12 protein-coding genes are annotated in these 18,110 nt (G+C 32.1%); all 12 read right to left on the reverse strand.

Going from position 1 to position 18,110, the window contains the following annotated elements:
• Positions 1-367: 367 nt before the first annotated feature.
• Positions 368-1,231 carry an ROK family protein gene (locus E4T68_RS00450; RefSeq protein WP_135123030.1) on the reverse strand — a complete coding sequence of 288 codons (864 nt, stop codon included), beginning with the start codon at positions 1,229-1,231 and terminating at the stop codon, positions 368-370.
• Positions 1,232-1,550: 319 nt separating this feature from the next.
• Entirely contained in the window at positions 1,551-2,681 is a 1,131-nt protein-coding gene (locus E4T68_RS00455) for an ABC transporter ATP-binding protein (protein ID WP_135123032.1), read from the reverse strand.
• Positions 2,682-3,162: 481 nt separating this feature from the next.
• The gene (locus E4T68_RS00460) at positions 3,163-4,035 is read right to left on the reverse strand and encodes a helix-turn-helix domain-containing protein (RefSeq protein ID WP_135123034.1); all 873 of its coding nucleotides are present in this window, start codon (positions 4,033-4,035) and stop codon (positions 3,163-3,165) included.
• A 16-nt stretch (positions 4,036-4,051) separates the two neighbouring features.
• A complete protein-coding gene (locus tag E4T68_RS00465; RefSeq protein WP_135123036.1) occupies positions 4,052-5,359 on the reverse strand; it encodes a response regulator transcription factor in 1,308 nt (435 codons plus the stop codon).
• A 41-nt stretch (positions 5,360-5,400) separates the two neighbouring features.
• The gene (locus E4T68_RS00470) at positions 5,401-7,041 is read right to left on the reverse strand and encodes a sensor histidine kinase (protein WP_135123038.1); all 1,641 of its coding nucleotides are present in this window, start codon (positions 7,039-7,041) and stop codon (positions 5,401-5,403) included.
• A 9-nt stretch (positions 7,042-7,050) separates the two neighbouring features.
• Entirely contained in the window at positions 7,051-7,662 is a 612-nt protein-coding gene (locus E4T68_RS00475; protein WP_135123040.1) for a DUF624 domain-containing protein, read from the reverse strand.
• Between the two features lie 633 nt (positions 7,663-8,295).
• Positions 8,296-9,768 carry an ABC transporter substrate-binding protein gene (locus E4T68_RS00480; protein WP_135123042.1) on the reverse strand — a complete coding sequence of 491 codons (1,473 nt, stop codon included), beginning with the start codon at positions 9,766-9,768 and terminating at the stop codon, positions 8,296-8,298.
• Positions 9,769-9,864: 96 nt separating this feature from the next.
• Complete coding sequence (locus tag E4T68_RS00485) at positions 9,865-10,788, reverse strand: carbohydrate ABC transporter permease (RefSeq protein ID WP_135123044.1); 924 nt, start codon at positions 10,786-10,788, stop codon at positions 9,865-9,867.
• Positions 10,789-10,799: 11 nt separating this feature from the next.
• Positions 10,800-11,681 (reverse strand): ABC transporter permease subunit, encoded by an 882-nt coding sequence (locus E4T68_RS00490; protein WP_167753753.1) that lies wholly within the window; start codon positions 11,679-11,681, stop codon positions 10,800-10,802.
• A gap of 459 nt (positions 11,682-12,140) precedes the next feature.
• Positions 12,141-13,517 carry a glycoside hydrolase family 1 protein gene (locus E4T68_RS00495; RefSeq protein ID WP_135123048.1) on the reverse strand — a complete coding sequence of 459 codons (1,377 nt, stop codon included), beginning with the start codon at positions 13,515-13,517 and terminating at the stop codon, positions 12,141-12,143.
• A 72-nt stretch (positions 13,518-13,589) separates the two neighbouring features.
• The gene (gene manA, locus E4T68_RS00500; protein ID WP_228099197.1) at positions 13,590-14,609 is read right to left on the reverse strand and encodes a mannose-6-phosphate isomerase, class I; all 1,020 of its coding nucleotides are present in this window, start codon (positions 14,607-14,609) and stop codon (positions 13,590-13,592) included.
• Positions 14,610-14,876: 267 nt separating this feature from the next.
• The gene (locus tag E4T68_RS00505) at positions 14,877-17,975 is read right to left on the reverse strand and encodes a G5 domain-containing protein (RefSeq protein ID WP_135123050.1); all 3,099 of its coding nucleotides are present in this window, start codon (positions 17,973-17,975) and stop codon (positions 14,877-14,879) included.
• Between the last annotated feature and the right edge of the window lie 135 nt (positions 17,976-18,110).

The following is an 18,110-nucleotide window of genomic DNA, read 5'->3' on the forward strand; positions in this document are numbered from 1 at the left end:
ATCTTGATAGAACATAGTAGGTGTATCCTTTCAATTTATATATGTATATTATAACAGTTAGTGAGGAAAAATGTATAAAATAAATGTTATACGAAAAAAGACCGCTGACAGTTATATTTGTCAACAGTCTGAAACGTGAAATCAATAAATTGGTTTCACGTTTTTTAATACAGCTATATGCTATTACTCTCCCTCAAAAATATAAAAATGGCTTTAAATCAAAGAGATTATTCCTTAATTTAAAGCCTAAATTCATACATAAATCTTCAGTTTTCCGTCTTTACATATGTGCTTACTAAAACATTTTATCAGTTGTAATATATCGTATACCTATCTAATCATTTACTATATCTAAATGATATAAATATTAACGTAATTGATTTTTTGCCAAAACAAAGCCCCCAGTAATACCAGCATTATCTTCTAATCCCGGTAAAACAATGTATTCATTAATTGGTGGAGTTTTGACATATTGATTATTTAATAATTCAAAATGTGTACGAACTCTATCTAAAATTCCCGGTGCTTTCATCACACCACCACCCAAAATAATGCGTTCAGGTGCTAACGTTAATGTATATGTATATAACCCTTGTGCAATATACTGAACAACATATTCCCAAGCAACATGGTCCATCGGTACATCAGCACCTTTAATTCCTAATCGACCATCAAAAGACGGTCCAGCAGCCATGCCTTCTAAACAATGTTTATGAAAACGGCACGTGCCATCAAAATGATCATCTACAACTGGTTGAATTAAAATATGTCCCATTTCTGGAGCATTATACCCCTCCATAAGAGCATTATTATACACCATACCTCCACCAATACCTGTTCCAATTGTCAAATATAAAACATGTTTTAAGCCTTTTCCTGCTCCATAACCATGCTCTCCTAAAACAGCAGCATTAACATCAGTTGTCCAGCCAATAGGTGTATTTGGATAACGTTCTTTCATAGCACCTAAAAAGTTAAAGTTTACCCATTTAATTTTTGGTGTACTTGTAATATAACCATACGTTGATGATGTTTTATCAATATCAATCGGCCCAAAAGAACCAATTCCGATTGCATCACAATTATGTTTGTCAAAAAAAGCAAATACATGCTCCATTGTTTCTTCAGGTGTTGTCGTTGGAAACGTCACACGCTCTATTACTTCCATATTCTCATTGCCAATACCACAAACAAATTTTGTTCCACCGGCTTCTATTGATCCTAATAACATTTTATCGCTCCTTTTTTATAGATACATTTATTCTATCATAATGAAAATGTTAAAACTATGCCATTATTTAAGACTTTTCTATCCAAATAAAAGAATTTACGTTAATTGCTCTATTTTAATATATATCTTATCAAATCATGATTTCATTTTATATACACTATTGCTTTACAGTTTTAACCATCAAATATTATTTTAGAAAAATCTATGTCCTTTTTTCTTTTTGCACGTATCCAATTCCTTATTTAAAATATGTTAAAAGGCAGTATACCACCTTTTAACAAAGAAACTGGTTGTATAACATTACAACCAGCTGATATGATTAAATCGCTTTTTCTGTGTCAATATCAAAGAAATGACCTTTATTTAAGTTAAATGCTAACTTCACTGATGAACCTGGTTCATGAAAATCAATAGCATCAACACGAGAAATAAATTCAAACTCATCAATTTTACTATATAACATTGATTCTGCACCCAATAATTCAGATACCATAACTTCTGATGTAATAATAGAATCAGAATAAGTATTCAATTCTAGTTCTGAAGCCTTAATGTCTTCAGGACGAATACCGAAAACTAAACGTTTTCCATTATATCCTTTTTCTTCTAAATGCTTACGTTTTCCTACTGGCAATGTCAATGAGAATGATTTTCCGTTTGAAATCACACCATCATTTAATGTCACTTCAAAGAAATTCATTGCCGGACTACCAATGAAACTTGCTACAAACTTGTTTGCTGGATAATTGTATAATTCTTGAGGTGTTCCAATTTGTTCTACACGACCAACTGTTCCTGTTCCACTTTCATTTTTAGAAGCACTCATAATAACAATACGATCTGCTAATGTCATTGCCTCTGTTTGATCGTGTGTCACGTAGATTGTAGTTGCACCAATACGACGGTGAATTTTAGCAATTTCTGCACGCATAGACACACGTAATTTTGCATCTAAGTTTGACAAAGGTTCGTCCATTAAGAACACTTTTACGTCCCTAACAATCGCACGACCCATTGCAACACGTTGACGTTGTCCACCGGATAAGTCAGCAGGTTTACGTGTTAATAACTCCGTTAACCCTAAAATACTTGCTGCTTGCTCTACACGTGATTTAATTTCTTCTTTTGAATATTTACGCAACTTCAATCCAAATGCCATATTATCAAAAACTGTCATGTGTGGGTATAACGCATAGTTTTGGAAAACCATTGCAATATCACGGTCTTTGGGCTCCACATCATTGACCAATACATTGTCAATATAAACTTCACCCTCTGTAATATCTTCCAAACCTGCAATCATACGCAAAGTTGTTGATTTTCCACATCCAGATGGTCCTACAAACACAATAAATTCTTTATCTTTAATATCTAAATTAAAGTTTTCTACTGAATAATGTTCACTTTTTGGGTATTTTTTATAAACATTATTAATATTTAATTGAACCATTTCTTGTCCTCTTTTCTATTTTCTGCTTATACAGCAAAACTAGATTTTCCATTATCTGTAAACTGTCTAGATTTCTATATAATGTTTTTTATGATATTTACATTATAATTGAAAACGTTTTTTAAGGCTATATCAAATTGCACGAAAAATTAACTAAAACTTGTGCAAGTTGCTTAAGTTGATAATAATACGCTTTATAACAATATGATACACATGTTTCTTGTAGAGTTCGTCATGTTTTTTAGTAGTCAAGTGATAAACAACTTAGTAATATATTTACGAGCTATTTCTATTCATAAACACAATTCATACTACACCAAAAAATGACTTTAAATTAAAGATTATAGATACCTCATTTAAAGTCACTTTATTATTTATATTTTTTCTCTACCCTATGTTCTATTCATGAGTATTTTTCATTCTTAATACTTTTATCCCCTTATCTTTAAAGATATTCTTATACTTTTTGTTTCATCTCATATTAGAAAGCACTATCCATTAGCACAAAATAGCATAGTGCTAAATCGTCCATTCGTTTTAAAGACAGTCCTGTCTGCTCATAAAATCTATCTAGCTTGTATTGTAATGTGTTCCGGTGCATGTACAAATTTTGTGCAGTTTTCGTCAACACCGCTCCCTCATGCCAAAGCATTTTAATAACGTCACTCAATTGTTCATGATTTTGAATAATCTGCTTTAAATATGTTGTTAAAAATAAGATGTCCCCTTGAGCATTGCGTTGTCCCCACAACACTAATTGGCTAAATAATAAACATGTGGAACGCTCATACTCTTTCACCCATTGATAAAACAGTTTATGCTCTATTTGAAATAATTTTGGCAATAAACTCTTGGCACTCTCCCATATTTGTCCAACTAATACCGCCATTTTTACACCAAAATCAATTTCTATAGTCGCTGTAATATCACTTAAAGCCTCTTGATCTATAGTAAGAACAGTTTGGTCAAGAATAAATATGAGATTACTGTCGCTCATATAACATTGTGCTAAAAGATTAGGAAAAAACGCTTGAAAAATACCAAGAATATCTTTCTGGAATGTTTTACCTTGATATAAATGTATATGGATAAACTGAATTTTTGTACACTCAAACTGAACAAAGTCTTTCTCTAATATGAGGTAACGATACCATGGTTGATGTTCTAAATGACTGGTTGTTTCTTTATCATAATAGGTACGAATAGCTTGTTGTTGTATAAACGTTATACATTTATTATCTAATTCTATCCATCTCCCTAATGACAAGGGCAATACAATTGAGCTCTTTGTTTTTGGAAACTGTTGATGTATTTCAGCTTCTGGAAAAAGAGATATAAATTCTTGTTCGTTCATAGAAACTCCTTAATCTCTAATGTTCATTTAATTCCGATCTCAAACTTAAAATTTGTTTACGATAAGCCTTTGGTGATTCTCCACATAAACGTTTAAACGTTTTATAAAAATATCCTACATTACTGTACCCTACTTTATAACAAATAAGGTCAATACTGTCATTACTTCCTAATAATAGTTGTTGTGCTACTTTAACTCTTTGTTTGTTCAACAGTTCAGCAAATGTTAAAGATGTTTCTTTTTTAATAATTTGTCCTAAATAAACAGTATTAATAAATAATCGCTGACTAACAACTTTCAAAGTCAAATCACTTTGATACTCTTGACTAATAATAGTTAATACTTTTTTAACATTATGGCTATAATGATGTAACTCAATCATATTTAGTAATTCGTTTGAAATAAATTGAATTAAATCATTGAAGAGTTGGTATTGTCTAACAGATGTAAACAATGTTTGTAAGTCCTCATGCCCAACACGATTAAAGTATTGGTACACGTCCATCATTAATTGGATAAACAACTGTTGTGTCAGATGAACATCTGGTGTCCATTTTTCTAATTCACTTTTTACAGCAGGCAATTTTTCCAAAAAGTCATTTACTTTTCCAGCTAAAATTGACGGGTAAATATCATTGTATATTTCCCAAAGCATGTCTTTATTTTCGCCTAATTTTCCATAAAACATAATCTTCTCAACTTTTGTTTTAAATGTTTCAAAAAGTGTATGGTGTATTAATTTTTCTGCATAGATGATATTGTCCACAAGCGTATCCACAATAGAGAAATGAATAACTTTCCCTTGAACGTGTCGCTCCAATGAAATAAGTGCTGGAATAGTATCATAGCTAGCCACCAAATACATGTCCTTATCACAAGCCATATCCTCCATTACATCATCAGCATTGACAGGATAGCCTTTTAGAAAATCGAGTGGACGACTAGCTGATTGCAATTTTGATTGCACAATACGGCGAATTGTTTGTTCCAATTCTTCTTTATTAATAGGTTTCACTAGATAGTTTTTTACACCTAAGCTCATTGCTTTTTTGACATAATCAAATTCTTGATAACCTGACATCACAATACATTCAATCGTTAGTTTTTTTTGATAAATCTCTTGAATCATTTCTAAACCAGACATTCCCGGCATTGTCACATCAGTAATAATAATATCTACATGATTTTCCTTGATATATTGCAATGCACTCTCAGCATTTTCTGCCGTATGAACAATTTCAACATGCAAAGACTGATAATCCAAAAAGCATTTCATTCCCTCCAAAATCATGTACTCATCATCAACAATCATTAATTTATACACTCTATCTCTCCTTTATTCTATTTAGTCTACATCTATTTAATTTATTCATTAAAAATTTCTTGTCCCCGTAAATAAATGTGATATGTTACCCCTTCATTTTCTTTAGTATGTAACTCAATATCATAGTTATTCCCAAAGTGCAACAACATTCTTTCATGCACATTAACAATACCTATAGATTGCGTAGGTATACCTATTTTAGAAATATCACGTGTTGTTAAAATTTTTGTTAAATATGCACAAGTTTCCTCAGACATTCCTTTTCCATTATCTCGAATAATCATTTCAACACCTTGTCTTTTTCGCATAACTTTCACACTTATTGCATTATTTGTACGACGTAAGTCTATTCCATGGACAAAGTAATTTTCAATAAGTGGCTGAATTGTAAACCGTGGTATTTTAATGTTTTGGCATCCTTCATCAATAATAAACGAGTATGCAATGGCTTTTGGATGTCGAATTTGACAAATATAGCTGTGTTTTTCGCAAAATGCCAATTCTTCTTCAATAGTTGTCATTTTTTCTTGAGAAATACTGCTTCTTAATAAACTAGAAAACGCATAAATCATATTAGCCAATTCGTCCATTTGTTTTGTAATAGCATACATTCTAAAAAATTCTAGCGTATTATATAAAAAATGTGGATTGATTTGTGCCTGTAACGCTTTCATATTGGCATCTTTCTGTGCTATTTCTAGTAGATAGATTTTATTGACAGAACTTTCTATGGAATCTAGCATACGATTAATTTCCGAAGAAATAAGATGCATTTCAAATTCTTTAGAACTTACATCAATTCGTCTTGTTTTATCATCTTCTGCAATCACTTGAATGGTCATTACTAAATCTTCTACTTGACGTTTGTATTTTAAAAATATTTTTTGTAATAATGTGAGTAAAATACTAATTAAAATGACGCTTCCAATAAAGATAAACAGTAAAAGTTTAACCAATTCATAAAAAATATGTTCTTTTGATACTGCAACGGTCAACACAAAATCATCTACCGATAAGCTCGTTGAAAATGATGTGTCTAAGTCTTTGTTTAATGTGTACAATTCATTACCATAATTGCTTTTTACAACAGCCGATACGGGAATATTTGTTACACTGGCAACTAACTGATTCAAACGTTCAACATCAATGGTAATGTACGCCACTCCAATTGCATTTGAAGATGCTGAATCATATAAATTAATCGCAAAACTATTGTTTGGTGCGATATACTCAGACGCCAATACTTGTACACCACCTTTTTCATCAGCAGTGGATACAAAAACTTTATTCTCAGCATTTAAAGCAATATCAATACCTTTGATAAAGGAATGCCGACGATAAATATTTGCAATATTATTATGAAAAGACATTTCTTTAACAAATAAAAAAGGATGATGCAATCTCCATAATTGGTACTCTTCTGGATTAAGTGAAAAATATTTATATACACTTTCTAGTTTGTCTTTATCTCCAATAAAATCATATATCTCTAGTCTTGAACGGCTGATTTCATAAACAATTTCATCTCTAAGCTGTTCAATGATTTGCTGCTGAACATGAGCCATATCATTTACAGTTTGCTGCCACCCTAAAAAAGATAACACACTCGCAAAAAAGATAATAATAATGACTACAACAACTGAATAGCTTTTTAATAGTGAATGAATTAATATTTTCTTCATATTCAACACCTAGTCTTGATAGTATTGTGCCACACGTTCATAAATAGGATCTAATACATCAAATACAAACATTAACCAAATAATTGGAATGAACACAGCTACAATTAGCGTTACCTTTGATAAAATAAAGGTACAAATTGCTGTTCCAATCGCTAATTTTGCTAAAGATTTAATGCTGAAAAATACAGCTATGGCGGATAATTTTAATCCAATAAATAGTCGAAATTCATAATACACGTGTAATTTTAAATATACTACATAAACACAAAGTATATAAAATATAATAAAGGCATTAATGATACTGAATAATAATGTGAAAATGGATTGATTAGGTAATTGAACCAATAAATATAAACCGTATGCCATAATGCTGATGCTTAGACCTAGAACACCTCCTAGCGCATTAGTCGACCAAAAAATAGTTTTATAATATTTCCATGCATCAGCAAAATGGTATTTACTAACATCCATACGATATTGGCGATACATGTATAAAACGGTCGCATTTGCAGGTGTAAATCCGAAAATAAAAAAGCCTGCTACGAGCATAACGATATAAATCATACTTAATCTCATAATAAAAAATACTCTTAAAAAAATATTCTCTAATAAACGTTCCATACAATCCTCCTAGTTTTTTTCTTATTATACCAAAAAATCAAGGTAAAATAAACATTCCTTCATTATTTCTAAGCAAACATCATTCTCTATGATGCTAGTGACTATATATATTAATAGACACCTACGATAAATAATTGGCCCGATTTTTATAATCATTTTTTACTTAAATAGCACATCATATCACTTGATTACTCTCCTAAAGTATATATTATTAACAGAACATGACTATATTTAGCGTTTTACTAGTGACTTTACGTTGTTACTGTTTGCCATAGTCGTCTACTAAAATAGTATTTCACCTTTTATATTTACATTATTTAGGAAAACATGGCATAAAGATTAATCTTAATAAATAAAAAATCATTCAATTCACAAACTTAGATTATCCTCAAGCCTAATGCATGCTGCTTTTACAATTCCCTTACACGTCTATACTTGATACCTTATAGTAAATAAGAACAACAGTAGGATAAACTATTATGAGGATACAATATTTATTTGTTTTTAAGCTAGGTATATATGTAGAAAGCAGATAAACCTATTACTAAAAACATAAAAAGTATAGAGGACATTATAGAATAATGTGTCTATACTTTTTATGCGTGTCAAATTTAGGATATTAAATGATTAAAATTAGTTTTTATTTTTCAAAAATTCATCATATTGACGTTGAATTTCTTTCAATACTTTTTCGTATGAACCTTCAGATTTTAATTTTGTTAGCATTTCTTCAATAGCTTGATCTGGATCAACTGTTCCTGTTCCAATATTTTTAATGTATTGTTTCATAACGTTTTGAACACTTGAAATTTCAGATTTAATGCTATCTGTGTTTACAGTAAATCCTAAAGCTGGAGATTCTTTAGCTTCTTTTAATACTTTTTTAGATTGTTCAATATCTGCATCTTTTACTTTATCAGTTGTATATAAGATATAGTTGTTACCTAAGTTCCAAGCTGACATACGAGTATCTGATTTGTAACCTGGTAATAATTTAATACGGTTTTCACCTGCTGAGTCTTTTTCCCAGTTTTCGCCTTCTGGACCATATACTAAACCATTTAATAATTCTTTATTAGTATTTAATAAGTTTAATACTTCCATAGCTTTTTCTTTATTTTTAGATGTTTTAGAAATAACAAAGTTTGCTACTTGTGTTGATCCACTTGTTTTATACGCTGCTGTCACTGGACGAGATACAATTGGGTAACCTGCAACAGTTGTTAATAAGCTATCACCAAAGTCTGCTGGTCCTTGTGTTTCTTCACGAACAAACCATGTTTCTTTTTCTAATGGATAAGTTGCTTTACTTGTTGCAATATCTGCTGGAATATATCCTTTTTGATAGAAACCACGGATTACTCTTAATTTTTCTTTATAGCTTTCTACTTCATAAGGATTTACAATTTTAGTTGTATCTCCGTCATGGTCAACACCAAATGGCATTTCATTTCCTAATGGATGGAAGAAGTTTGCTGATGTTTGTCCTGCTGGGAAAGGTACAATTCCAGGTTCTTTTTCTTTAATCACAGCCAATAGCGGTTCTAAGTCTGCATAAGAATTTACTTTAGAAATATCTAAATTGTATTTATCTACCAAGTTTTTGTTGAATGATAATACTTGTTGTGATGCCACATTCGCATTAACTGGTACAGCATAAATTTTGCCGTTGATTGTATTTCCTTTAATGTAGGCAGGATCTAAACTTTCATACAATTCTTTACCTTCTTTTTTGTATAACTCTGTTAAATCTGCATAAGCACCTTTTTGAGCATTTACAACATAATTATCTGCAAATGCGATGTCATAATTTTCACCAGAAGATGTGATGATTGACATTTTTTCTTTATAATCGCCCCAGTCAATGTATTTAATTTCTAACTTAGCGTTTAATTTTTCACCGATAATTTTGTTTGCATTTTCCATCAATTTATCCATATTTTTTGGAGCTGTACCAATTTGGTACATTAAAATTGATGTTTTTTCATCTTTTTTAGTTTCTGATTCGCCAGTTTTTTTAGTACTGCTTCCGTTACCACATGCTGCTAAAGCTAAAACTGCTGTTAAAGTAGCACCTGTTAATGCCATTTTTTTCCACATTTTCATAATGTATTCTCCTTTGATAATAAAATAATATAATAATTGATACCTAAATTTAACAACTTTTTCGTGCATCACTCCTCTCAAGTGAATAACTATTGATTATTCTTTCACGCCACCAATCGTTAATCCTTTGACAAAATAACGTTGGAAGAATGGATAGAAGCAAGCAATTGGTAAAGTTGCTAGTACAACCATTGCCATACGTGTTGCTTCTTGAGGAATACTTGAGCCAACAGAAGATAATTGAGCTCCACCAAGTGCCGCCGCATTATTTACCATATATTCAAGATTGGCTTGAATTTTCATCAGTAAATATTGTAATGGAACTAATTCTGGGCTTTGGATATAAAGCAAAGCATTATACCAATCATTCCAAAATGCTAATGCTGTAAACAAACTGATTGTTGCAATTCCCGGTAAAGTTAGTGGTAAGCAAATTTTAAAGAAAATTCTCCACTCACTTGCTCCGTCAATTCGTGCAGAATCAATAATAGATTCTGGAACTGTCTTTTTAAAGAATGAACGCATTAACATAATATTAAACGGACTTAACATCATTGGTAGAATTAAAGCTGCCAATGTGTCTTTTAAATTTAAAAATGTTGTCACAACGATATATGTAGGAATAACCCCTGCACTAAACAACATTTGAATAAGCATAAATATTGTAAAGAAACGTCTATATTTAAATGTGCTTCTTGAAATTGCATAGGCATAAGTTGTTGTAAAAAAGACATTCAATGTCGTTCCTACAATTGTAATGAAAACTGTGACAAATAAAGCAGAAAGAATTTGATCTTTTAATTCATATAAATATTCATAACCGGCTAAACTCCATCCACTTGGGAAAAAAGAATAACCATTTTTTAATAAACTTGCCTCGTCTGTAAACGAAATAATAACAACAAATACAAACGGAATTATACATGATAATGCTAAAATTCCAATTAATAAACTAAAGAAAAAATTACTACGTTTACTAAAGGCATGAATACTAACTGTATCAATTTTTTGTTTACTCATCTAACATCCTCCTAGAACAACGCTGAATTTTTATCCACTTTACGTACAATGAAATTCGCACCTACTAATAGAACACATCCTACAACTGATTGATATAAGCCCGCTGCTGCTGCCATACCAATATCTCCAGTTCCAGAGATTCCACGATATACGTAAGTATCTAATACTTGTGTTACACTATATAATGATCCTGAATTTTGTGGAATTTGATAGAACAACCCAAAGTCTGCTCTGAAAATATTTCCGACAGCCAAAATCGTTAAAATTGTAATAAGTGGAATAAGTTGTGGAATAGTGACATAACGGACACGTTGCCATTTTGTTGCCCCATCCATAACTGCGGCTTCGTAATAAGAAGGATCAATTCCCATAATACTTGCATAATAGACAATACTGTTATATCCCAAGCCTTTCCAAACACCTAAGAACAGTAAGATAAATGGCCAAAATGCTGGCGCATGAAACCAATTGACTGGCTCCATATTAAATTGTTTCAGTAATGCATTGATAACCCCTTTATCTGGGCTTAAAAATGAATAGACAAAGAATGCAATAATAACCCATGATAAAAAGTGTGGTAATAACATTGCTGTTTGATAAACTTTTACTAAGCGTTTGGAACGCATCTCACTAAAAATAATTGCTATCCCCACTGCACAAATTAAACCTATCGTAATAAATCCTAGATTATATCCAAGTGTATTCTTAGTAATAGTTGCCGCATCTGAAGAATTAAATAAGAACTTGAAATTGTCCAATCCGACCCACTCGCTCTTAATTAAGCTGTCAATAAATCCTTCCCCTGTATGATGAAAGTCTTTAAATGCAACTAAGTTCCCTAGAACGGGTATATAGAAAAATAAAACTAGCCAAATGGCTCCAGGTATAACCATAATTAAAAATATTAAGTTTTTACGTAATATATTCAGTTTATTTTTCAAGTTTTTCACTCCTTCCTTTCAAACGCTTTCATTGATTACATCTATATCATACCATTTATTTACCGTTTGAAAATATGCTGACTATAGTTAAAATTCTACAAATTATATGTTATTACAAAAAGAATAGAAAATTTGTTTGTTTTAACTGAATTAAGTGCATTTCAAACACTTTACAAGATGTAAAAAAGTAGGCGTTTTTGTTTGATTTCTTCTATTTTTAAGAGATTTTTTCACACAACAATAACGTAAACGGTTCTACGCTATTTTATATATTTTTTATCTTCTACCATTTATTTTTTCAATAATTTTCATAAATATTATAGTCTTGTTTATTCGCCTTTACACAGACTAAATATCATTCAGGCAAGTAAAAGTAGGTTGCTTTAATGTGTCAACCTACTTTCACAACTGTTAAAACCCATTATTTTGACTAAGTTCTTTAAACCAGTAGCCAGATTTTTTTATTGTTTTTTGTTGAGTTTGCAAATCAAGAGATACTAAGCCATATCTATTTTTATAAGCATTTAACCATGACCAACAATCAATAAATGTCCAAACAAGGTAACCTTGGCAATTTGCTCCATCTTGAATGGCACGATGAAGTTCAATAAGATGTCCTTTGAAAAAGTCTATACGGTAATCGTCCTGAATAATTCCGTCTACACAATATTTTTCTTCGCCCTCAACACCCATGCCATTTTCTGTTAAAATCCAATCAATATTTCCGTAATTATTTTTAATATTCATCGCAATATCATAAATTCCACGTTCATAAATTTCCCAACCACGATGTGGGTTCATTTTTCTTCCTGGCATAACATAATGGTCGTAATAATGCTCTGGGAAAAATGGAGAATTAGGATGTGGCGCATATTTCGGCGCAGCTACACGCAATGGTTGATAATAATTGACACCTAGAAAGTCAACTGTGTTTTCTTTAATCACACGTAACTCATCTTGAGTATACTCTGGCATCAACTGATGCTCTTTCAATATGTCAATAAGTTCTTGAGGATACTCTCCTTTTACAGAAGGATCTAAAAAGCTTCTTGCTTGGAATAATTCAGCAATATGAGCAGCTTTAACATCTTCTGGGTGTTGGCTGCGTGGATAAGCTGGTGTCAAATTTAATACAATGCTAATACGATGATGTGCATGTTGTTCATGACAATGTTTAATGGCTAAAGCACTTGCCAATTGTGTATTATACGCCACTTGTACAGCTGCTTTGGCATCTACTTTACATGGATAATGGTATTGATATAAATAGCCACATTCTACTGGAACATAAGGTTCATTAAACGTAATCCATGTATCAACTAAATCTCCAAACAAAGCAAAACACTCTTTAGCGTATTCTGCATAAGCATAAACTGTTTCTTTATTTTCCCAACCACCATTTTTTTGTAATGCGTACGGAATATCAAAATGGTATAAATTAACAATTAATTTAATGTTTTTATCAATTATACGCTTAAACATGTCACGATAAAATACTACAGCCTGTTGATTGACTTCTCCTACCCCATTTGGCATTAAGCGTGACCATTGAATAGATGTTCTAAATGCTGTATGCCCAGTTTTTTCTAAAAATTCAATATCTTCCACATAGTTTTCATAAAATGTACTCGCTTTTTGTGGCCCTATCCCTTGATGAAATTTATACGGTTCTTTTTTAAACCAATAATCCCAATTACTTTCTCCTTTACCGTCTTGTGCAACGTATCCCTCACTTTGCACACCAGACGTTGAACTTCCCCAAAGAAAATCTTTTGGAAATTGAATCATATTCTGTACCTCTTTCATATTTGCAAAAGCAATGTTATCTAAACTGTTAGTCTTAATTGTCAATATATCTAATTATAGCGGTGTATTAGATACGATAAGCTCTAGTTTACCTGTAAAACGTACGTTCTTAACACCATACGGTAAAATAAATGAATCTGCTGTATGCAATGGATAAACTGCATCTCCAAAATTCAATTCCCCTTGTCCAGAAATTACTGTAGCTAAATAATAATTTTGTCCCAATTGACACTCTAATTCATCATTTACTTCCCATTTTTCAACTTTGAAAAAATGATTATCTACATACGTTGTAACAGTTGCTTTAGGATATTCTTTAATTCGAGTATTCAATTCCGGTTTTTTGTCTGGAAACTGCGTTACATCAATAGATTGTTGGATATGCAAATCACGTGCATTTCCCTTATCATCAACACGATCATAATCATATACTCGATACGTTGTATCAGAATTTTGTTGTGTTTCTAAAATAACAATACCTTCTCCTATAGCATGAATTGTTCCGTGTGGCACGTAGAAAAAATCTCCTGCCTTAACGGGAACTTCAACTAATAAATTTTTCCAGTCTTTTTGATTAACTTTATCTAAAAATTCTTCTGGTGTTTTTGCATGATGACCATAAATAATTTTAGCATTCGGTTCTGCTGACATAATATACCAACATTCTGTTTTTCCCAATTCTCCCTCGTGTTCTTGAGCATACGTATCATCTGGATGAACTTGAACAGATAAATTTTCTTTTGCATCTAAAATTTTAGTTAATAATGGAAAACGTCCATCTGTTTCATTCTTTCCAAATAGTTGAGGTTCTTTTTGGTATAATTCATCTAATCCTATACCTTTATATTGGCTTGGTGAAATTACTGTAGACACCCCGTGTGGATGTGCACTAATACACCATGCTTCTCCTATTGCATCTGTTTTTGCATCTTTTGGCAATTCTAATCCATATTCTGTATATAACTTATTACCACCCCATACTTTTTCTTGAAGCACAGGTTTTAAAAATATTGGTTCCATAAGCACAACTCCCCATGTTTTATTTGTTTCTAGTATATCCTTTTTTCTTTCCATTTGTAAATGCCTCTTGGACAAATACTTTAAATTGCGTAATAACTCCTAAAAATATGACTGATATTTGTGTGTTAATTTATTTGTTATGACACAATCTATTTGTTATAACTTATCATAATGAACTAGCTTTTTATATAAAACATAATTAAAGTTATTTATTACATAAGGGCTATTAATAGTTCACTACTTTATAAGATAGTTTGCTCTAAAAAAATATTAAAATAGTATGAAATCAATACTTCATCAATTTCATACTATCTAAATTAACTATTTACTTTCTTTTCTCTTATGCATCCCTTTATACATAAGTACTCCACTTAATCCTAAAAGCATACCGACAACATTTAAAAACTGTGTACTAGCTTCTCCTGTTTCTGGTAGTATACTTAAAGGTTGTGTCTTATCCTCTAAATTTTGAATTTCTAAAAGTGGTAATGGACTGCCTTTTTTAACTTGGCGATGAACCACAGGTATGACTATATGCTCCACTTCTTGACTACTTATATCGCCTGTTTGTGTATCTAATGTATATATTGTTTCAATACGCTTAATACCTTGACGTCCAGATACAACTTCAATTTCTTTTCCACGTTCAATGCGAGTATCCTCTTGATAAAGCGTATCAAATGCTATCACTTCATCTCTAAAGTCAGATTTTACTCCAACTTTAACAATTTCAGAAATCGGTTCAACACTTACTAAAGTTGACAAGTGTGTACTGATTACTCCTCTATCATTTATTGTGTATGTTATCGTCGTTGTTTCTAATCCATTTTGCCCAACTTGAATCGTGTCATATTCTCCATAATGACGAGTATCATCTGCTATAAATCGAGTGGTAAATGGCTTGAGTGTAACGTGTTGTTGTGGTTTAACACCAACATGCGTTACTTTTGTTACTGGATCTATCTTATCTATAATTGGTGGATTAACTATAACACTTCCTGTTATTGCATTCACTCCGTAAGTTATAATCGTTGTTGTTGTCCCAATTTGCCCTTCTACAACAACAATTCTCTCCCCATAAGGCAAAGTGTCATCTGCAATATACTGTGTCTTATATGCATGTAAATCAACCGTTTCTGTTGGTTTTATCCCTAATTTAACCACTTTATTTATAGCCTTTTTGATTATTTTTTCAGAGTTTATTGTGCCGTCAGCATTTAACACAATTTCTTTTTCCCCATTTTGTCCCTCAACAACAGTGTCTTTTTCTCCCAATGCTTTTGTTATATCTCCCACATAAACAGTCGCAAATGGAACAATTTCGTGACGTATTGTTTCTGTTGAAGAAACAATCACTTCTCTTGTCCCTACTTTGATAATTTTTGTTATCGGATTTGTTAATGTTACGATTGGCTGTTCAATATTGACTTGACCAGTTTTGACATCTAATGTATAACGTGTTGTCGTTGTTTTTATCCCCTCTTGTCCGTCAACTTCTACACGTTCAATGCCTTTATCCAATGTATCGTCATTTTGACGTATTGTATCAAAAGCAATTGATTCACTAACAACATGAGATTTTGTCCCTACTCTAATTATTTCTGTAATAGGATTTATGGTTTCTATTGTTGGTTCATTTTCAATCACTTGACCTGTTACACTATCTAATGTATATGTTTTTATTGTTGTTACTCTTCCATTGACACCACTCATGTCTACATGACGTTTACCATAATCTAACGTGTCATCTGCAACATACTGAATAGGATAAACTTGATTGATTACCGTTTCAACAGATTTCGTACCTACCCTTACTACTCGATTAACAACCTGTTTTGTAACCGTTTCGGATTTTACTGTACCGTCCTCATTCAAGACAACCCTTTTTTCTCCGTCTTGACCTTCTTGTACAATCTCACGCAATGGCACATCCTTAGTCACATCAGCTTCATAAACCACTTCAAACGGAATAGGTTCTGTACGAACTACTTCCTTAGAGGTGATAGATGTTTCCGGTGTCGTTTCGTCTTTTGGTTGTACACTTGTTTCTGGTGTCATTTCGTCTGTTGGTTGCGTACTTGTTTCCGATGTCGTTTCATCTTTTGGTTGTGTACTTGTTTCCGGTGTCGTTTCGTCTTTTGGTTGTGTACTTGTTTCCGGTGTCGTTTCGTCTTTTGGTTCTGTACTTGTTTCCGATGTCGTTTCGTCTTTTGGTTCTGTACTTGTTTCCGATGTCTTTTCGTCTGTTGGTTGTGTATTTGTTTCTGGTGTCGTTTCGTCTTTTGGTTGCGTACTTGTTTCTGGTGTCGTTTCGTCTTTTGGTTGCGTACTTGTTTCCGGTGTCGTTTCGTCTGTTGGTTGTGTACTTGTTTCCGGTGTCGTTTCGTCTTTTGGTTCTGTACTTGTTTCCGGTGTCGTTTCGTCTGTTGGTTCTGTACTTGTTTCCGATGTCGTTTCGTCTTTTGGTTGTACACTTGTTTCTGGTGTCGTTTCGTCTTTTGGTTGTGTATTTGTTTCTTTTGAGTTAACAAATTTTTCTAATGGAAAAACCGTTTGTGAACCATCTCCAGTATATGTGATGACAATATTAGAATCTTGATAATCAAGCGTATACTCTTCATAACCTGCTACGACATTATTGATGAGTTTTTCAATGTTTTGTTTATCTTCAGCAGTTAACTGATGTATATTTTGTACATCCACTTTTCTAATAAGACGATCATCAAAAATATTTTCTTTTTCTACATTTTGAGCAATTGTGTCTGAACTTTTCAACTGGCTAATTGCAGCATCAAGTTGTTTTTTTGCCTGTATCAAAGGATTATGTGCGTCAGGTTGTCCAAATATACGCTGATAATCAGATTTATAGGATTGAACATCTTCCCACACTTGTGTTAAACGTGCATGTGCTTGATTTACTTCATCATCTGTAGCAATATTGTATGCCCATCTACTTTCGCCTTGCTCATTATCTTTAGAATGACGAATGGTATACGACTCATTAGCATAATTAGATACTTTATCGCTTTGAGTAGCTACCTGCTCATGACTGGATCTAGCTTGTTCTAAAATAGATCGTGCATGACTTAGGGCATCTCGATACACGCTCCAAGATTCTGGTGTGTAGTCAGACTCCATTTTATTTTGCGAGTCTACAATCTGACTTAATGTATCTATTTGACTTTGCGCATCTGCCAAATTCGGTTCTGGATTTTGCATGAATGCATGTGTCGCACTAATATTATCATCAAGTTTAAATATTGCTAAAACTTTTTGTTGCCTAGTCATTTCTTGTGCGTAAGCAATCATTGGAGTGCTAGCAGACAATATATAATTTGTACAAATCCCTACTGAAACCGCACCTACTGCAAATTTACGAATAGCATACACTTTAACTTTTCCCCATGTACTCTTTTTCATCACATCAACCTCCTAATGCTTTATTTTTATTTTTTAAACATACATCATATAAAAAGTCTACTCTTAACATATTTTCACATATTAAATAGTTTACTTTTCATTTTTCAAAAATATTATCCCCTTTTTATTTTATCA

The sequence above is a fragment of the Granulicatella sp. WM01 genome (assembly GCF_004570605.1).
Lineage (GTDB): Bacteria > Bacillota > Bacilli > Lactobacillales > Aerococcaceae > WM01.